We start from the raw sequence: 17,497 nt of genomic DNA on the forward strand, positions 1-17,497 counted from the left end.
CCGCGGCCCGGATCGGTGCCGAGGTGCCGCAGGTCTGGCAGCGGCAGGCGGCCGAGCCGGGATACGCCGACCTGGCCGCGCTGGCCCGCGCCTGGCAGGTCGCCGGCCGGACGGGCGCCCCGCTCGGCCCGAGCCTGCTGCGGGTCGCCGACGGGTTGCGGGTGGAGGAGGAGCTGCGCCGGACCGTCGCCGGGGAGCTGGCCGCACCGCGGATGACCGGGGTGGTGCTGGCGCTGCTGCCGGTCGCGGGGGTGGCGCTCGGTTATCTGATCGGCGGGGATCCGCTGTCCTTCCTGACCGGTACGCCGTGGGGGCAGGTGTGCCTGTTGGGTGGCACGCTGCTGGCCGCGGCCGGACTGTTGTGGACCGAGCGCCTGGGTGCCCTCGGCGCCGGCTGAGTTCGAAGGAGTGGGACCGGTCATGGTCACGGTTGCCCTGCTGCTCGCCGCGCTGGCCGCGGCGCTGTTCGTCGATGCACCGGCGCCCCGCCGGTTGCTGCCGAACCGGGCCGGGCCGCGCGGACCGCGCTGGCTCTCACCCCGGCCCGGCGCCCTGCCGGCCCGGACCAGGTGGCTGCTCGGCGCCGCCGCCGGGATCGCGGTCACCGGATTCCTCCCCGGACTGTGGCCGGTGCTGGTGCTGCCCCTGGTGGCCGCGATGGTGGCCGTCGGGCTGGGCCGGTTCGAATCACCCGCGGTGGTCCGGGCCCGGCAGCAGCGGGTCCGGGAACTGCCGCAACTGCTCGAACTGCTCGCCGGCTGCCTCGCCGCCGGGTTGCCCCTGCGGGCGGCGACCCGGATCGTCGCGCAGGAGCAACCCGGCCCGCTGGGTGCGGACCTGCACCGGGTGCTGGCCTGCCTCGATGTGGGCGGTTCCGAGCGAGAGGCCTGGGCGCTGCTCGCCGAGGATCCGTGCTGGCGGTCGGTGGCCCGCGATGTCGGCCGGGCGGCCGAGTCCGGCAGCGAGCTGGGCGCGCTGCTCGCGCGGCACAGCGAACGGGCCAGGCAGGAGCGTGCCGCCCAGGCCCAGCAACGCGCCCGGACCCTCGGTGTCCGCGGGGCCTTCCCGATGGCGGTCTGCTTCCTGCCGGCCTTCGTGCTGATCGGCATGGTGCCGATCGTCGGCTCGATCGTGGCCCGGGTGTTCGGGCCCTGAGCCGAGTTGTCCACAACCGGCAACGACCCGGAGCACTGTCCACAGGCGGCCACCTCGGCGCGACCGATTCGGCGTTCGGTGGCCATGGTGCCGATGTCCCACCGATACGGGGCATCGGCCACCCGGAGATCGGGAAGGCCGCCGGGAAATCCCAACGAGCGAAGGAAAAATCATGTCCCAGACCACTTGCACCAACGAGCTCGCGGTCGTCGAGCGGGCCTCGCGGCAGCTGCCGGCGGCCGGTCGTCGGCGCCGGCGCGATGAGCGCGGCGCGGCCGCCGTCGAGTACGCGGTCGTCACCGTGGCCGCCGCCAGCCTGGGCGGCGTGCTGATCAAGATCCTCACCGATCCGCAGGTCCAGCAGAAGTTGCTGCAGCTGATCCTCGCGCTGATCGACGCGTTCATGAAGGTCGGCGGCTGAGCCGATGTGTGCGACCGGGGGTGTGCGGCGGGTGAACCCCGTGCACCCCCGGGCCCATCGCACCTCCCAACAGGAAGGGCGAATGATGTCTACGAGCGTGGGCGGCCAGCAGGACGAGCGAGGCGCGGTCGCGGTGGAACATGCGGTTGTCACGGTGGCCGCGGCATCCCTCGGTGGGGCGCTGCTGGCCATGTTCGGCGGCGGTTACCCGCAGGCCCACCCGATCGTGCCGCCGGAATGGTTCCTGAAGTGGATGCTGCAGCTGATCGAATGGATCACCAGCCTGTTCCGGGGGGCCTGAGCCGTGCTGAGCCACCGACCCGATGAACGGGGCAGCACCACCGTCGAGGTGGCGCTGGGACTGGTGTCACTACTGCTGGCCACCGTCGCCGGGGTGTGGCTGGTGCTGGTCGTGGTCCTGCAGCCCCGCATCGTCGACACCGCCAGCGAGATCGCCCGGCAGGAGGCGCGCGGTGACCGGGTGGCGGTCGCCCGCGCCGAGGCCGAGGCGCCCGCGGGAGCGACGGTCGAGCGGAGCCGGGACCGCGGCCTGGCCGTGGTGACGGTGCGGCTGGACGCCCGCCCCCTCGGCGCGGGGCCGGCCGTGCCGCTGCAGGCCCGAGCCCGGGTGCTGCTGGAACCGGGGGAGCGATGAACCGGGAACGGGGCGCGGCCACCCTGGCGGTGGCCGGTGCGCTGTTGCTGTTGCTGGTGCTCACCGCTGCCGGTTCGGTGATCGCCGGTTATCTGGTGGCGGCGCAGCGCGCCCGGGGCGCGGCCGACCTGGCCGCCGTCAGTGCCGCCGCTCGGCATGCCGCGGGAGCACCGGGGTGTCCCACCGCCCAGCGGCTGGCGGCCGCGCAGGGGGCCAGTGTGCTGCGCTGCACCGAGACCGGTGACACCATCGATTTCGTGGTCAGCGTGGAGGTCGCGATCCCGGTGGACGCGCCGGTGCCGGGCCTGCCGACCCGGGCCACCGGCCGCGCCCATGCGGGGCGCCTCGGCTAGCCGGCGGTCACGAGGCGATGGCGCCCGGCTGCTCCTGGGCCGGGTCGAGCAGGCGCACCAGCTGGAGGGCACCGGCCCGATCCAGATCCCGGTTGGCGTCGGGGCAGCCGGGGGTGAACACGCACCGCGGGCAACCGACCAGGCAGTCGCAGCGGGTCAGCCGGTCGGCCACCGCCGCCAGCCAGGCATCGGCACGCTCGGCGACGGCCGCGGCGAAGCCGGCACCCCCCGGCACCAGTTCGTGCAGTCCGACCCGCCAGCCACCGTCGGGAATCGGTTCGCTCCACCCGACGAAGGTGCGCGGATCGAGCGGCAGCACCGCCTGCACCATCGCGCGCAGGGCGTGCTCCAGACCGTGGCAGGCCGCCCGCGCCCGGGCCGGTGACCAGACCGGCAGCACCCGGCCGGGCAGCTCGAACCAGAGCGCCTGGGTGTCCAGGGTGCGTTCGGGCAGATCCAGGGCGGTCTCGTCCCAGATGTCCCCGGTGACCTCATCGAGCCGCAGGAACCCCGTCACCTGGCTGACCACCCGCGCCGAACCGTGCGCCAGCAGGCCGCCGCCCCGGTCGCGGGGTTCGCCGGTGAGCTGCTCGACCCGGCTGGTGCTGCGGGCCACGGTCAGATAACCCGTGCGCCGCGGCCGGGCGTACACCAGGCCGGCGGCCGGACTCTCCTCATCACCCACCAGCCAGGTCTCACCCTGGTGGCGATAGACCGCGCCCGGGTGCAGTTCCCGGTCGGCCCGGTGTGCGTCCAGGCTGCCGATCACCCGCCCGGTGTCGGGTTCGCACACCTCCACCCGGGCGCCGCAGCCACGCAGGTCGATCGCGTCCACGGCGCGGTCGGCGCGGGTCCAGAACCAACCGGTCGGTCGTCGACGCAGCACACCACCACCGGCGAGAGCGTCGGCCAGCTCCGCGGTCCGCGGGCCGAACCAGTGCTCATCCTCGGCGGTCAGTGGACGCTCCTGGGCCGCCGCCGCCAGCTGCGGGGCCAGCACCCGGTCGGTCGGTGCCCCCGGCGGCGGGGTATCGGCGTCCCCGCCCAGCAGTGCGTCGGGGTGGTCGCACCACCAGGCATCCGCCGGGTCGTCGCGGGCCACCAGCACCGCCAGCGCCGGCCGATCCCGGCGACCGGCGCGGCCGATCCGCTGCCAGAGCGCCGCCTGACTGCCCGGATGGCCGGCCAGCACGACCGCATCCAACCCACCGATGTCCACCCCCAGCTCCAGCGCGCTGGTGCTCGCCACCCCGAGCAGCCGCCGGCTCGCCAGCGCGGCCTCGAGCTCGCGGCGCTCGTGCGGCAGCAGTCCGGCGCGATAGGCCCGGAACTCCGCCCCGGTGCGCCGCACATCGGCGGCCAGCTGCTCGGCCCGCGCCCGGGTGTCGACGAACGCGCAGGTCTGCCGGCCCTCGGCCAGCAGTCGGGTGACCACCTCGGTGACCGCCAGCTCCGGGTCGGCCGGTTGGCAGACCAGCAGGGTCGTCTCCGGCCGGGGCGCGGTCGATGCCGTCACCGCGGTGACCCGGTCGGCCGGGGTCCCGGTCAGTGCCGCCAGGGTGGCCGCCGGGTCGGCGACGGTCGCCGACGCCCCGATCACCACCGGTTCGGCACCCAGCTCCCGGCAGAGCCGCAGCAACCGCCGCAGCACCAGGCCGACCTGCATCCCGAACGCACCCTGGTAGTGGTGCGCCTCATCGACCACCAGGTAACGCAGCGACTTCAGGAATCCCTGCCAGCGTTGGTGCCCGGGCAGGATCGAGCGGTGCAGCAGATCGGGGTTGGTGAGCAGGAAGGTCGCGTGGTCGCGGGCCCAGGTGCGCTCCTCGGGCCCGGAGTCGCCGTCCAGCACCGCGAACCGCCAGCTGCCGATCCCGAGCGCACCGCAGGCCCGGCCCTGGTCGTGGGCGAGCGCCTTGGTGGGGGCCAGATAGAGGGCGGTGTGCGGGCGGCGCAGCAACGTCCGGGGCGTACGCCGACCCGCCGACTCGGGCGGTGGGGGAGCCGAGGTCGGCGAACCTCCCCAGGTCGCCGCCAGCACCGGCATCAGATAGGCCAGCGACTTGCCCGAGGCGGTCGGGGTGGCCAGCATCGTCGCCCGCCCGTCATGGGCCGACTCGGCGGCCTCCCGCTGGTGCGCCCAGGGTCGCTCGATGCCGCGCGCGCCGAGCGACTCGACCACCCCGGCCGGCAGCCAACCGGGCCAGTCCGCCGTGACCCCGACCGCTCCCGGGCGCGACAGGCTGGCCCGCAGATCGGGATGCTCGCTCAGCCAGTCGGGGATCACCCCACCAATCTAGGCTCCGGTGCCGACATCGCGGCAGACCCGCCGCGGCCCGTCGGTCGTGCCGCCGAGGTCGCATGGCATACTCCGGGCTACCTGACGTGACCCGTGAACCACGTCACACACTGGAGGATCGATGAAGCCCCTGCAGGTTGACCTTTCCGGCGGAAGCCTGACCATCGTCGTCGTCATCGCCGCGATCGCCGCGATAGCGGTGGCGATGTCCATCGTGTTCCGCACCGAGGTGCTCAAAGCGAACGACGGCACCGAGAACATGCGCCGGATCGGGGTCGCCGTGCAGGAAGGCGCGGCGGCCTATCTGGGCCGGCAGTTCCGCACCCTCGGCGTCTTCGCGGTGGTCGCCTTCATCCTGCTCTTCCTGCTGCCGGCACACTCCGACACCGGTGCGAACGAATGGCTGCTCAAGGGCGCCCGCTCGGTGGCGTTCATCGTCGGTGCCGGGTTCTCCGGGTTGATCGGTTATCTGGGCATGCGGCTGGCGGTCCGCGCGAACGTGCGGGTCGCCTCCGCCGCCCGCGACCAGGGCCACGACCCGGCGATGAAGATCGCCTTCCGGACCGGCGCCTCGGTCGGCATGGCGACCATCGGGCTGGGCCTGTTCGGGGCCGCGATCGTCGTGCTGGTCTTCCGCAGCGACGCCCCGACGGTGCTCGAGGGCTTCGGCTTCGGCGCGGCGATGCTGGCGATGTTCATGCGGGTCGGCGGCGGCATCTTCACCAAGGCCGCCGACGTCGGCGCCGACCTGGTCGGCAAGGTCGAGCAGAACATCCCCGAGGACGACCCGCGCAACGCCGCCACCATCGCCGACAACGTCGGTGACAACGTGGGCGACTGCGCCGGCATGGCCGCCGACCTGTTCGAGTCCTATGCGGTGACCCTGGTCGCCTCGCTGATCCTCGGCAAGGCCGCCTTCGGCAGCGCCGGGCTGACCTTCCCGCTGCTGGTGCCCGCGATCGGTGTGATCACCGCGCTGATCGGGGTCTACATCACCCGGCCCCGCGCCGGGGAGAACGGGCTGCGTACCATCAACCGCTCGTTCTATTCCTCGGCGATCATCTCCGCGGTGCTCTGCAGCATCGCCGCCTTCGTCTTCCTGCCCGGCAGCTTCGCCGAGCTCGGCACCGGGACCGCCTTCAACGGCCCGATCGACAACCCGCGGATCGTGGCCCTCGGTTCGGTGCTGATCGGCATCGTGCTGGCCGCGATCATCCTGTCGCTGACCGGCCACTACACCGGCACCGAGGACCGGCCGGTCCAGGACGTCGGCCGGACCTCGCTGACCGGGGCCGCGACCGTCGTGCTCTCCGGCATCTCCCTCGGCCTCTCGTCGGCGGTCTGGACCGCGTTGGTGATCGCGGCCGCGGTGTTCGGGGCCTTCCTGCTCGGCGGCGTCGGGGTGGTCGGGCTGTTCGCGATCGCGCTCGCCGGCTGCGGTCTGCTGACCACCGTCGGTGTGATCGTCGCGATGGACACCTTCGGCCCGGTCTCGGACAACGCGCAGGGCATCGCCGAGATGTCCGGTGACGTGGACGGTGAGGGCGCCCAGATCCTGACCGAGCTGGATGCGGTCGGCAACACCACCAAGGCGATCACCAAGGGCATCGCGATCGCCACCGCGGTGCTCGCCGCGACCGCACTGTTCGGCTCCTACACCGACTCGATCGCGGCGGTGCTGCAGCAGAACTACCAGCGCTTCGTCGAGCAGGCCGTGGTCTTCGACCCGGGTGTGCTGGTCGGGCTGATCATCGGCGCCTCGGTGGTCTTCCTGTTCTCGGGGCTGGCGATCTCCGCGGTCGGCCGGGCCGCCGGTGCGGTGGTCTATGAGGTACGCCGCCAGTTCCGGGAGATCCCCGGGATCATGGAGGGCACCGGTCGGCCGGAGTACGGCCGGGTGGTCGACATCTGCACCCGCGACTCGCTGCGCGAGCTCGCCACCCCCGGCATCCTGGCGATCTTCGCCCCGATCGCGGTCGGTTTCGGACTGGGGGCGCCGGCGCTGGCCGGGTACCTGGCCGGCGCGATCGCCTGCGGCACCCTGATGGCGGTCTTCCTGGCGAATGCCGGTGGGGCCTGGGACAACGCCAAGAAGCTCGTCGAGGACGGCCACCACGGTGGCAAGGGTTCGCCGGCGCACGAGGCCACCGTGATCGGTGACACCGTCGGCGACCCGTTCAAGGACACCGCCGGCCCGGCCATCAACCCGCTGATCAAGGTGATGAACCTGGTCGCGCTGCTGATCGCCCCGGCCGCGGTCGGGATGAGCTCGCTGAACAACTCCAACTCCCCGATCCGCTACGTGATCGCGCTGGTCGCGCTGGCCGTCGTCGCGGTCGCCGTGGTGATCTCCTCCCGCCGCCAGGTCGGCATCAGCGAGGACAACGATGCCGGCACCGCGGAGCTTGCCGGCGACCATGGCGGCGAGGAGACCGTGACCGTCGAAGAGGTCGTCGTCGAGGAGGAGTACGAGCCGCGCGGTCCGCAGTCGCGGCGGGACACCGATTCCTGACAGGCGACGTGCGAAGGACTGACCCCCGGGGGGTCAGTCCGGCTCGGCGAAGCGGTGCCGGTGCTGGGTCTCCGGGCCGAGGTCGCCCTCGGTGTGTTCGACGTGGGAGAGGGCCTCGGCCAGCACCGCACGCACGTGCGGGTCGGCCGCCCGGTAGTAGATGTAGGTGCCCTCGCGGCGGCCGCGTACCACCCCGGCGAGCCGGAGCTTCGCCAGGTGCTGGCTGACCGAGGTCGGGCTCACGCCGGCGAGTTCGGCCAGGCAGGACACCGAGGATTCTCCCTGGAGCAGCGCCCAGACGAGTTTGATCCGGGTCGGATCGGCCAGCAGCCTGAAGGTCTCGGCCGCCAGGGCAGCCTGATCGTCGTCGGGCATCGTCAGGTCGGGCAGCGAATCGTGCACGCGCCTCACCTTACTGACTAGATACCTGCATAGGAATGCAGATAGCGTGGGATCATGTCCGACCGCGCCCACAGCCATGGTCCCGCCACGCCCGCCGACCGGGCACATGGGCATGACCATGCGCACCCCCACGACCACCCGCAGACCGGGTTCGGCCGGTTCCGGCACCTGCTCAGTGAGCTCTTCGGCATGCACTCCCATGACGTCGCCGACCAGATCGATGACGAACTCCAGGCCTCGGCCGCCGGGCGCCGGGCGCTCTGGATCAGCCTGGCCGGGCTGGTGTGACGGCCGCTCTGCAGGCGGTGGTCTTCTGGTACTCGGGCTCGGTGGCCCTGCTCGGCGACACCCTGCACAACCTCACCGACGCCCTCACCGCGATCCCGCTGCTGGCCGCGTTCGCGCTGGGCCGGCGGGCCGCGACCAGCCGGTTCACCTACGGGTTCGGTCGGGCGGAGGATCTGGCGGGATTGTTCGTGGTGGCGATGATCGCGCTCTCGGCCGTACTGGCCGGCTGGGAGGCGGTACGCCGGCTGCTGCAGCCCCAGCCGGTGACCCATCTCGCCGCGGTGGCGATCGCCGGGCTGATCGGCTTCATCGGCAACGAGGTGGTGGCGCGCTACCGGATCGGGGTCGGTCGCCGGATCGGATCCGCCGCGCTGGTCGCCGATGGTCTGCATGCCCGGACCGACGGGTTCACCAGCCTCGCGGTGCTGTTCGGCGCCGGCGGGGTCGCGCTCGGTTGGGACTGGGCGGATCCGGTGGTGGGGCTGCTGATCACCGTGGCCATCGTCGGGGTGCTCCGCGGTGCGGTGCGGCAGGTCGGCGGGCGACTGCTCGATGCCGTCGACCCGGCCCTGATCGATCGGCTCACCGCGATGGCCGGTGCCGTTCCCGGCGTACGCACGGTCGAGGAGGTCCGGGCGCGTTGGCTGGGGCACCAGTTGTACGCCGAGTTGCTGATCCGAGCGGACCCGGGGCTCCGGCTGACCGAGGCGGACCGGTTGCGTGCCCGGGTCCAGGAGTCGCTGTCCCGCGGGGTCCCGCGATCGGGTGAGGTGATCGTCCGAGTGGAGCCGGATCGGCTGAACTAGCCCCCGGAACCCCTACCGTGGAAGGACACCGGGGCGCTTCAGGCCCCGGTCCGAACCACCAGGAGTTCCCTGTGCGTACCGCTATCGCTCTGTCAGCCGCAACCCTGTTCACCATCGGTCTGACCGCCTGCGGTGCAGGCGGAGGCGGAGGTGCCGCCTCGTCGACCGTGACCGACCAGACCACCCCCGAGGGTGCCGCCCAGATGTTCCTGCAGGGCATGGGCAACAAGGACGCCAAGGCCATCTGTGATGTGATGGCCATCTCCGGCAAACCGGTCAGCGCGATGGGTGCCGGAGACACCTGTGCCACCCAGATGAAGGGCAGCATCGACTCGATGGGCAGCCAGCTCGACAGCCTGAAGAATGCCAAGGTGAGCGGGGCGACCGTGAATGGTGACACCGCCGATCTCAGCACCGCCACCGTCTCCCCGGCCCAGGCCAAGGGGGCGCTGAGCGTCTACAAGACAGCCAAGAAGATCGACGGCAAGTGGTACCTCTCCTTCGGCTGACCCCATCGAACGACCGACCCGACCAATTCGACCAGGAGTTCTCGTGCGTACTTCCCTCTGCCTCTCCGTCGCCGCCCTGCTGACCATCGGCCTGAGCGCCTGTGGTGGCTCGGGTGACACGTCGTCCCCGGCTCCGGCACCCGCTCCCGCGAGCCAGGCACCGGCCTCGCAGGCCCCGGCCTCCTCGGCCCCCGCCTCCTCCGCGCCTTCATCCGGCGCCCCCTCATCGGCAGCCTCCAGCGGGGAGAGCAGCGGGGCCGGAGGCCAAGGAACTCCGGAGGCCGCTGCCGAGGCGTTCCTGAAGGCCCTCGGCAACAAGGACGCCCAGGGTGTGTGTGATGCGCTCGCGGTCCAGGGAAAGCCGATGAACTCGATCGGTGCCGGGGACATGTGCACCAGGTCGATGGAGAACACCACACGTGCGATGCCCGGTGGCATGCTGAACAATCTGAAGAACGCCAAGGTCAGCAATGTGCAGGTGAACGGTGATACCGCTGACCTGTCCACCGCCACCATCACGCCACCCGAGGCACAAGGTGTCCTGAACGTCTACCAGACCGCGCAGAAGATCGACGGCAAGTGGTACGTGAGTGCCCCGATGGCCTGACCCGCCCGTGCGCCAACCGGCCCGCTGGTTAGGCTGATTCGACAGCTAATCAGCGGGCAGGAGCGCAACGATGGGCAACTACGCAGATCAGTACCGACGGTCGATGACCGACCCGGCCGGCTACTGGGGTGAGCAGGCGAGGCGGGTCGATTGGATCCGCCCGCCGCGCGAGGTGCTCGACCGCGACGCGACCCCGATCCCGCGCTGGTATCCCGATGCCACCTTGAACACCTGCTTCAACGCCCTTGACCGGCACGTGATCGCCGGTCGGGCCGACGAGCCGGCGCTGATCTTCCATTCCGCGATCACCGGGGATCGGCGCAGCTACAGCTACGCCGAGCTGCTCGATCGGGTGGCCCGGCTCGGTGGTGCCCTGCAGGGCATGGGTGTCGAGCCCGGCGATCGGGTCGTCATCTACATGCCGATGATCGCCGAGGCCGCGATGGCGATGCTGGCCTGTGCCCGGATCGGTGCGGTGCACTCGGTGGTCTTCGGTGGTTTCGCCGCGGCGGAACTGGCCGCCCGCATCGACGACGCCCGGCCCAAGGTGGTGATCTCCGCCTCCTGCGGTCTGGAGGGGTCGCGGGTGCTCGCGTACAAACCCCTGCTGGACAAGGCGATCGAGAGCTCGGCGCACAAACCGGACTCCTGCATCATCGTGCAGCGCGAGCAGCTGACCGCCGAGCTGACACCCGGCCGCGACGTCGACTTCGCCTCGGTGATGAAACCCGGTTCCTTCGAACCGGCGATGGCGGTCGAGGTCGCCGCCACCGACCCGCTCTACATCCTCTACACCTCAGGCACCACAGGAAAACCGAAGGGCATCGTCCGCGACAACGGCGGTCACGCCGTCGCGCTCTGCTTCGCCATGCAGGAGATCTTCGACGTCGGCCCGGGTGAGGTGATGTTCACCGCCTCCGATGTCGGCTGGGTGGTCGGGCACTCGTTCATCGTCTACGGCCCGCTGCTCGCCGGGGCCACCTCGGTGCTGTTCGAGGGAAAGCCGGTCGGTACGCCCGATGCGGGCGCCTTCTGGCGGGTCGTCGCCGAACACCGGGTGAAGGCCATGTTCACCGCCCCCACGGCGATGCGGGCGATCCGCAAGGTCGACCCGGACGGTGAGTTCCTGTCCGAGGCCGACACCACCGGGCTGCAGACGCTCTTCCTCGCCGGTGAGCGATTGGATCCGGAGACCTATGCCTGGGCCAGTGAGAAACTCGTCGTCCCCGTCATCGACAACTGGTGGCAGACCGAGACCGGGTGGCCGATCGCGGCGAACCTGCGCGGCATGGAGCCGATGCCGGTGAAGCCCGGATCGCCGACCGTTCCGGTGCCGGGATACGACGTGCGGATCCTCGACGGCGAGGGCCGGCAGCTGCCGGCCGGGACCGAGGGGGCCATCGTGATCGGACTGCCGCTGCCACCCGGCACCCTCACCGGTGTGTGGGGTGATGAGCAGCGGTTCGTGAACTCCTATCTGTCCGCCTATCCGGGCAACTATCTGAGCGGCGACGGCGGCTATCTCGACGAGGACGGCTACGTCTTCGTGATGGGCCGCACCGACGACGTCATCAACGTCGCCGGGCACCGACTCTCCACCGGATCGATGGAGGCGGTGCTCGCCGCCCATCCGGCGGTCGCCGAGGTCGCGGTGATCGGGGTCGCCGACCAGCTCAAGGGCCAGCAGCCGCGCGGGCTGGTGGTGCTCAAGGAGGGTGCCGAGACCGATCCCGACCAGGTGATCGCCGAGCTGGTGCAGGCGGTCCGCGACGAGATCGGTGCGGTGGCCTCGCTGCGCCGGATCGACGTGGTCGCCGCGCTGCCGAAGACCAGGTCCGGCAAGATCCTGCGCAAGACGATGCGCGAGATCGCCGACGGCAAACCGGGTGCCGTGCCCTCCACCATCGAGGATCCGCAGGTGGTCGAGGATCTGCGGGCGATACTGATCCGCCCGGCCGACTGAGCAGGCCGGATTCTCCACAGCAGAAGAGAATCCGGCCCACCCACAGGATCAGATGCCGGCTGTTCCGATCAGTTCTCCCCGCGTCGCGGGACCACCGCGCACATCACCGCACCGAACAGTGCGACCGCGGCGAACACCCAGAAGGCGATCCGCCCGGCCTCGGTCGGATTGGTCGCCGAGGCGAAGGCGCCGACGATCGCGCCACCGATCACCGGGCCGAAGATGCCACCCAGTCGGCCGAATCCGGCACACCAGGCCACGCCGGCGGCGCGGACATGGGTGGCGTAGTAGTTCGACACCTTGCCGTAGATGAGCACCTGGGTGCCCAACGTCCCGGTACCGGCGATGAAGATGAAGGCGAACAGCACCGGATCGGGGAAGCGGAAGGTCATCCCGAACAGGGTCAGCGCGGCCAGCACGAAGGTGGCCACGATCGTCTTCTGCGGCCCGAGCCACCGATCCGCCAGCCAGGCGGCGATCAGCCCACCGACCACCGCACCGGTGTTCAGCAACAGCAGGAAGAGCAACGAATACTGGGCTCCCTTGCCATAACCCTGCATGATCTTCGGCAGCCAGGTGTTCAGGCCGTAGGTGAGCAGCAGCCCGGAGAACGACATCATGCCGAGCAGCACCGTCGGCAGGGCGTACCGGCTGCCGAACAGCCCGGCGAAGCCGACCTTCTCAGCCGGGCGACCGTCGACCACCGCAGCGGGTGCGCCCTCGAGCACCACCCCGGTGCGTTCGGCGACCAGTTCCGCCTCGGCCTGCCGACCGCGGGATTCCAACCATTTCGGGGATTCCGGGATCAACCAGAAGGCCAGCGGCAGCAGGGTGACCAGCGGGATCGCGCCGATCCAGAACAGGCCGCGCCAACCGATCGACCCCAGCAGGGCCAGTGCGATGAGGGAGGCGAGCACACCACCGGCGGGGATGCCGGAATAGACGATGGCGTTGAAGCGGTTCCTCCGATCGGTGGGAGCGAACTCGGCGACCAACGCGCCGAGCACCGCGAGCAGCGAACCGAGGCCGATCCCGGTGATCAACCGGAAGGCGGAGAAGAACGCGAGGCTCGGGCTGAGCGCGGTGATCGCCATGCCGATGGAGAACCAGGCGATGCTGCCCAGCACCAGCCGGCGCCGGCCGAGATGGTCACCGATCGCGCCGGCCGCCAGGGCACCGATCATCACGCCGACCAGGGCGTACGAACCGACCGCACCCGCCTGCGCCGCGGAGATGGACGCCTCACCGATCTGGCTCGGGTCGCGCAGCCAGCCGGCGACGATGGTGCCGAAGACGACGATGTCGTAGCCGTCGAAGATCAGGGCGCCGCAGGCGATCGCGAGGATCGCGTACACCGCACGCAGCTGTCGTGGTGTCCGGGAGGCGGCGGTGCCGGGCGCGGGGCCCGAGGGGGAGGTGCCCGGATTCCGGGGGCCCGCGGCCGCCCCGGCTCCGCGCTGAACCGAGTTGTCGATGGTCATGGTGTCCCTCGTCGTCGAGGTGCCTGCCGTGGCACGTTGCGCTCAACGGTGACAAGGGACTCGGATCAGCGACCCGGGGTAATGCCCAGGTCCCACCCAGGGCCCCTCCGGGACCCGGGTGAATGTGCCGCTGGGCGGCACGGAACGGGGCGTGGCGGTTGGTTCAGCTCGGGATCGCCTTGCCCGGGTTGAGGATTCCGTGTGGGTCGAGGGCCCGTTTCACGGCCCGGTAGAGATCCAGCACCTCCGGTGCCTGTTCGGTGGCCAACCCGTCCAGTTTCAGTACGCCGACACCGTGTTCCCCGGTGACCGTGCCGCCCAGCTCGATGGCGGCGGCGATGATCTCGTCGAAGGCGGCCAACGATCGGCGCTTCTGCTCGTCGTCACCGGGCGGGGTGAGCATCATCGGATGCAGGTTGCCGTCCCCGGCATGCGCCAGGGTGGCGATCAGCACGTCGTTGCGGCGGCCGATCTCCTCGATCCGGCCGAGCATCTCGGGAACCTGCGCCTTCGGTACGCAGACGTCCTCGGTGAGCAGCGGGCCGAGTCGTTCCAGGGCCGGATAGGCGAGCCGGCGGGCGGCGAAGAGCGCGTCTCCCTCGTCGGAGTCCTCCGAGCGGACGGCGAAGCCGGCGCCGGCCTCGGTGAAGCACTGGACCAATCGGTCGGCCTCGGCACGGCCGGCCTCCCCGGGGACATCGGTACGCCCCAGCAGCACCACCTCGGCGTCGGTGGACAGGCCCATGTTCCGCCAGTCGTCGACCGCCTTGAGGCAGTTGCGGTCGACCAGTTCCAGTGCCGACGGGGTGAGGCCGGCGGCGGCGACGGCCTCCACCGCGCGGCCGGCGGCCACCAGGGAATCGAAGAAGCCGGCCACGGTGATCTCCTCGGCGCGCAGTGGCCGCAGCCGGACGGTGATCTCGGTGGCGATACCCAGGGTCCCCTCGGAGCCGACCAGCAGACCGGTGAGGTCGTAACCGGCGACGCCCTTGGCCGTCCGCCGCCCGATCCGGACCAGCTCACCGGTGCCGGTGACCAGCTGCATGCCGAGCACGTATTCGCGGGTGACACCGTATTTCACGCAGCACATCCCGCCGGCGTTGGTGGCCAGATTGCCGCCGATCGTCGACCACGGGGAGGAGGCCGGGTCCGGCGGGTACCAGAGCCCGTGCTCGGCGACGTGGGCGCGCAGATGGTCGTTGACCACGCCCGGTTGCACCACCGCGAGCCGCTCCAGCGGGTCGACCTCCAGCACCTTGTCCATCCGCTCCAGGGAGAGGATCACGCACCCGTCGACGGCGTTCGCCGCACCCGAGAGCCCGGTCCCGGCACCGCGGGCGATGACCGGGGTCTGGTGCTCGATGCAGAGCCGGACCACCGTCTGCACGTCCTCGGCGGTCCGGGCGCGGACCACCGCCACCGGCTTGCCGTAGGGCGCCCATTCCGCCTCGTCGTGGGCGAAACTCTCCATCACGTCGAGGTCGGTGACGAGCTGGTCCTCACCGAGCTGGGTGCGCAGATCATCGAGCAGCATGAGATCCTCCCTGATCGTCTGGGGGCGAGCATAATCCCGCGGGGTGGGGCGGGATATCGTGCCGGGATGCGCGAGACGGCGAGACGCCTGAGGGATCGGTTCGGCGAGTTGGGTTACACCGTGGATGAGGTGCTGGCCCGGATCGGGGCAGCCGGGCAGGCCGGCCTGGGCCGGAACTCCACGGTGGCGGCCGACCGCACCCTGGCCGAGGCGGATGACGAGCTGGCGACCTTGATCAGGATCTGGTTGCTGCAGCAACCGGTCGCTGCCGATGCGGTCTGCCGAGCGCTGCCGCAGAGCTGGGAATCGCTGTGCGAGCAGGAGATCCTGGGGATGAGCGGTGACCGGGTGCGGGCCCTGGTGGACATCCGACCGTACGCCAGCGACGACGACGGGGCCACCGGTTACGTGGTCTCCGATCTGGTCAACGGGCTCGACTCGATCGCCGGGCCGCAGGCCGGGGAGTACGTGCTCGGGGTGTCCTCGGCGTCCACCTCGCTGGCGCAGCTGACGATGCGGGACCCGGTGCGCTCCGCGCTCGATCTGGGTGCCGGCGGGGGCGTACAGAGTCTGCATCTGGCCCGGCATGCCGAACGGGTGGTGGCCACCGATCTGAACCCACGCGCGAACCGACTGGCCGAGTGGACCTTCGCGCTGAGCGGGGTCGAGGTGGAGCAGCGGCTGGGGTCCCTGTTCGAGCCGGTCGCGGGGGAGCGGTTCGATCTGATCGTCAGCAATCCGCCCTATGTGATGAGCCCGCCCGATGGTGAGCGGCTGGTCTATCGGGAGGGGTCGATGGTCGCCGATGGTCTGGTGGAGGCGATCGTGCGCGGTTCGGTGGACCACCTCGAGGTCGGTGGATCCCTGCAGGTGTTGGGAAACTGGGCGATCATCGATCCCGATCGGTGGGCCGACCGGGTCGCCGGCTGGATCCCGGGCGGGTGCGATGCGCTGGTGATCGAACGGGAACGGTTGGATCCCTACGAATACGTGGAGATCTGGCTCGCCGATGCGGGGCTGCTGGGTCGCCCGGAATATCTGCCCCGGTACCGGGAGTGGCTGGACTACTTCGATCGGCTCGGCATCGAATCGGTCGGGATGGGGTGGCTGCAGCTGACCCGCAGCGAGACCACCGACCCGCAGCTGCGGATCGAGTCCTGGCCGCATGCGGTGCAGCAACCCGTCGGTGCCGCGCTGGGGCAGTTCCGGGAGGCCGCGGTGAACGCCCGGCTCACCGACGCCGAGGTGCTGGCCACCAACTGGCGGCTCGCCGACGGCGTCGACCAGGAGACGATCGGTACGCCCGGTGCCGCCGATCCGCGGCATGTGGTGCTGCGCTCGGCACTGGGACTGCGTCGCGCCGTCGAGGTGGACACCGCACTCGGTGGCGTACTCGGTGCCAGCGACGGCGAGCTGTCGCTCGGGGTGATCATCAATGCGGTCGCCGGGCTGCTCGAGGTGGATGCCGATGAGTTGCGGGATGAGGTGCTGCCGCGGATCCGGGAGCTGCTGATCACCGGGATGCTGGTGCGCTGACTCAACGCGCCCGGTCCCGCGGCACCGAGTGGTGCAGCAGTCCGAACCCCTCCCAGCCCTCCTCGGCGCGGGCCAGTGCCTGCAGGGTTCGCTCGGGGTCGAGGCTCGCCACCGTGGCGACCAGGGCCTGGGCGATCGCCATCGCCCCGGTCAGGGAGGGAAAGAACGAACTGCTCTCGCTGGAGACCAGCACCACCTCATCGGTCGACCCGGCCAGCGAGGGTGCCAGGTGATCGGCGATCACGATCACCTGCGCACCCGCACGGTGCGCCCGCTGGGCGGCGATCACCGAGTCGTTGTAGAGCCGCCAGTAGCTGCACACCACCAGCAGATCTCCGGCGCCCATCCGGGAGACCGCGTTGGCCAGCATCGATGACTCGCTGAGCAGCTCGCCGACCGGGTAGCCGGCCAGGCCGAGATTGTGTTTCAGGGCATGACCGACCGCCGCGAAGCTGCCCTGCGCGGTCACATGCACCCGATCCGCGGCGGCGATCAGCGCGGCGCTCCGCTGCACCGCCTCGGGATCCCAGCTGCGCAGCGTGTCATCGAGCAGGGCGAGATCGTGGCGCAGCGAATTCCACGGCGGTGACTCGTCGCTGTGGTGGGTGGCGGTGATCTCGGCCAGCGACAAGCCGGCCAGATATCGGGAGCGCAGTTCGCGCTGCAGCTCGGGCCAGCCGCGGAAGCCGAGCCGCTGCGCGACCCGGGTGACCGTGGACAGGCTGGTGCCCGTGGCCGCGGCGACCTCGCTCGCCGGGACGTGGGCGGCCTCACCAGGGTGCAGTGCCAGATGGTGGTAGACGCGCGCGGCCCGCTCCGAGAGCCCCTCGGCCGGCAGCAGGGAACGGAGCCAGTCCTGCACGCTGTCACCGGCGGGGAGGGTCATGGGCGCAGTCTAATCCCGTGGTGAAAGATTTCTTGCGTGATCCATTGACCTCGCAAATCTGCTTCCTTAGCGTGTGGGCACCTGACCGAA

At 71.0% G+C, this 17,497-nt stretch carries 18 protein-coding genes; 13 read left to right on the forward strand and 5 right to left on the reverse strand.

Annotation, left to right across the window (positions count from 1 at the left end; genetic code table 11):
• The 6 genes from BI335_RS07195 to BI335_RS07220 form a co-directional block, all read left to right on the forward strand.
• Positions 1 to 398 (forward strand): type II secretion system F family protein (locus BI335_RS07195; RefSeq protein ID WP_172421779.1); only part of this gene is annotated, 398 nt, incomplete at its 5' end.
• 22 nt (positions 399 to 420) lie between these two features.
• Entirely contained in the window at positions 421 to 1,155 is a 735-nt protein-coding gene (locus tag BI335_RS07200; protein ID WP_094430063.1) for a type II secretion system F family protein, read from the forward strand.
• Between the two features lie 172 nt (positions 1,156 to 1,327).
• Positions 1,328 to 1,576 (forward strand): DUF4244 domain-containing protein, encoded by a 249-nt coding sequence (locus tag BI335_RS07205; RefSeq protein ID WP_094357922.1) that lies wholly within the window; start codon positions 1,328 to 1,330, stop codon positions 1,574 to 1,576.
• Positions 1,577 to 1,658: 82 nt separating this feature from the next.
• The gene (locus BI335_RS07210; RefSeq protein ID WP_133625333.1) at positions 1,659 to 1,877 is read left to right on the forward strand and encodes a DUF4244 domain-containing protein; all 219 of its coding nucleotides are present in this window, start codon (positions 1,659 to 1,661) and stop codon (positions 1,875 to 1,877) included.
• A gap of 3 nt (positions 1,878 to 1,880) precedes the next feature.
• Entirely contained in the window at positions 1,881 to 2,231 is a 351-nt protein-coding gene (locus BI335_RS07215; protein WP_094430064.1) for a TadE family type IV pilus minor pilin, read from the forward strand.
• Positions 2,228 to 2,584 (forward strand): Rv3654c family TadE-like protein, encoded by a 357-nt coding sequence (locus tag BI335_RS07220; RefSeq protein WP_094430065.1) that lies wholly within the window; start codon positions 2,228 to 2,230, stop codon positions 2,582 to 2,584. The genes BI335_RS07215 and BI335_RS07220 overlap by 4 nt, the downstream gene beginning before the upstream one ends.
• Before the next feature lie 7 nt (positions 2,585 to 2,591).
• On the opposite strand, the gene BI335_RS07225 is transcribed toward BI335_RS07220, so the two are convergent.
• On the reverse strand, positions 2,592 to 4,871 hold the full coding sequence (locus BI335_RS07225; RefSeq protein ID WP_094430066.1) for a DEAD/DEAH box helicase: 2,280 nt from the start codon (positions 4,869 to 4,871) through the stop codon (positions 2,592 to 2,594).
• Between the two features lie 133 nt (positions 4,872 to 5,004).
• Between BI335_RS07225 and BI335_RS07230 the strand changes: the two genes are divergently transcribed.
• Positions 5,005 to 7,395 (forward strand): sodium-translocating pyrophosphatase, encoded by a 2,391-nt coding sequence (locus BI335_RS07230; RefSeq protein ID WP_094430067.1) that lies wholly within the window; start codon positions 5,005 to 5,007, stop codon positions 7,393 to 7,395.
• 33 nt (positions 7,396 to 7,428) lie between these two features.
• On the opposite strand, the gene BI335_RS07235 is transcribed toward BI335_RS07230, so the two are convergent.
• Positions 7,429 to 7,797 (reverse strand): ArsR/SmtB family transcription factor, encoded by a 369-nt coding sequence (locus BI335_RS07235; RefSeq protein ID WP_094357910.1) that lies wholly within the window; start codon positions 7,795 to 7,797, stop codon positions 7,429 to 7,431.
• Positions 7,798 to 7,851: 54 nt separating this feature from the next.
• On the opposite strand from BI335_RS07235, the gene BI335_RS21825 reads away from it, so the two are divergent.
• The 5 genes from BI335_RS21825 to BI335_RS07255 all read left to right on the forward strand — a co-directional run bounded on the left by BI335_RS21825 (position 7,852) and on the right by BI335_RS07255 (position 11,970).
• A complete protein-coding gene (locus BI335_RS21825; RefSeq protein WP_229119489.1) occupies positions 7,852 to 8,085 on the forward strand; it encodes a hypothetical protein in 234 nt (77 codons plus the stop codon).
• Entirely contained in the window at positions 8,082 to 8,891 is an 810-nt protein-coding gene (locus BI335_RS07240) for a cation diffusion facilitator family transporter (protein WP_229119490.1), read from the forward strand. The genes BI335_RS21825 and BI335_RS07240 overlap by 4 nt, the downstream gene beginning before the upstream one ends.
• Positions 8,892 to 9,058: 167 nt before the next feature.
• The gene (locus BI335_RS07245) at positions 9,059 to 9,400 is read left to right on the forward strand and encodes a hypothetical protein (protein WP_133625330.1); all 342 of its coding nucleotides are present in this window, start codon (positions 9,059 to 9,061) and stop codon (positions 9,398 to 9,400) included.
• 43 nt (positions 9,401 to 9,443) lie between these two features.
• Complete coding sequence (locus BI335_RS21020) at positions 9,444 to 10,007, forward strand: hypothetical protein (protein WP_133625329.1); 564 nt, start codon at positions 9,444 to 9,446, stop codon at positions 10,005 to 10,007.
• A gap of 70 nt (positions 10,008 to 10,077) precedes the next feature.
• Positions 10,078 to 11,970, forward strand: a complete 1,893-nt coding sequence (locus tag BI335_RS07255; RefSeq protein ID WP_094430069.1) for an AMP-binding protein — start codon at positions 10,078 to 10,080, stop codon at positions 11,968 to 11,970.
• A gap of 68 nt (positions 11,971 to 12,038) precedes the next feature.
• On the opposite strand, the gene BI335_RS07260 is transcribed toward BI335_RS07255, so the two are convergent.
• The gene (locus BI335_RS07260) at positions 12,039 to 13,451 is read right to left on the reverse strand and encodes an MFS transporter (protein ID WP_094430070.1); all 1,413 of its coding nucleotides are present in this window, start codon (positions 13,449 to 13,451) and stop codon (positions 12,039 to 12,041) included.
• 163 nt (positions 13,452 to 13,614) lie between these two features.
• Entirely contained in the window at positions 13,615 to 14,985 is a 1,371-nt protein-coding gene (locus BI335_RS07265; protein WP_094357900.1) for an FAD-binding oxidoreductase, read from the reverse strand.
• Between the two features lie 66 nt (positions 14,986 to 15,051).
• Here BI335_RS07265 and BI335_RS07270 point away from each other — a divergent pair, with 66 nt between their 5' ends.
• Positions 15,052 to 16,521 (forward strand): DUF7059 domain-containing protein, encoded by a 1,470-nt coding sequence (locus BI335_RS07270; RefSeq protein WP_094430071.1) that lies wholly within the window; start codon positions 15,052 to 15,054, stop codon positions 16,519 to 16,521.
• A 1-nt stretch (position 16,522) separates the two neighbouring features.
• Here the strand turns inward: BI335_RS07270 and BI335_RS07275 are convergent, their stop codons facing one another.
• The gene (locus tag BI335_RS07275) at positions 16,523 to 17,407 is read right to left on the reverse strand and encodes a MurR/RpiR family transcriptional regulator (protein WP_094425696.1); all 885 of its coding nucleotides are present in this window, start codon (positions 17,405 to 17,407) and stop codon (positions 16,523 to 16,525) included.
• Positions 17,408 to 17,497 lie beyond the last annotated feature (90 nt).

Source organism: Enemella evansiae, assembly GCF_002250705.1.
In the GTDB taxonomy this organism is placed as follows: Bacteria; Actinomycetota; Actinomycetes; order Propionibacteriales; family Propionibacteriaceae; genus Enemella; species Enemella evansiae.

Coding starts and splice junctions, on each gene's coding strand:
- BI335_RS07200 (WP_094430063.1), top strand. CDS start 421: ATGGTCACGGTTGCCCTGCTGCTCGCCGCGCTGGCCGCGGCGCTGTTC.
- BI335_RS07205 (WP_094357922.1), top strand. CDS start 1,328: ATGTCCCAGACCACTTGCACCAACGAGCTCGCGGTCGTCGAGCGGGCC.
- BI335_RS07210 (WP_133625333.1), top strand. CDS start 1,659: ATGATGTCTACGAGCGTGGGCGGCCAGCAGGACGAGCGAGGCGCGGTC.
- BI335_RS07220 (WP_094430065.1), top strand. CDS start 2,228: ATGAACCGGGAACGGGGCGCGGCCACCCTGGCGGTGGCCGGTGCGCTG.
- BI335_RS07230 (WP_094430067.1), top strand. CDS start 5,005: ATGAAGCCCCTGCAGGTTGACCTTTCCGGCGGAAGCCTGACCATCGTC.
- BI335_RS21825 (WP_229119489.1), top strand. CDS start 7,852: ATGTCCGACCGCGCCCACAGCCATGGTCCCGCCACGCCCGCCGACCGG.
- BI335_RS07255 (WP_094430069.1), top strand. CDS start 10,078: ATGGGCAACTACGCAGATCAGTACCGACGGTCGATGACCGACCCGGCC.
- BI335_RS07260 (WP_094430070.1), bottom strand. CDS start 13,451: ATGACCATCGACAACTCGGTTCAGCGCGGAGCCGGGGCGGCCGCGGGC.
- BI335_RS07265 (WP_094357900.1), bottom strand. CDS start 14,985: ATGCTGCTCGATGATCTGCGCACCCAGCTCGGTGAGGACCAGCTCGTC.
- BI335_RS07270 (WP_094430071.1), top strand. CDS start 15,052: ATGCGCGAGACGGCGAGACGCCTGAGGGATCGGTTCGGCGAGTTGGGT.
- BI335_RS07275 (WP_094425696.1), bottom strand. CDS start 17,407: ATGACCCTCCCCGCCGGTGACAGCGTGCAGGACTGGCTCCGTTCCCTG.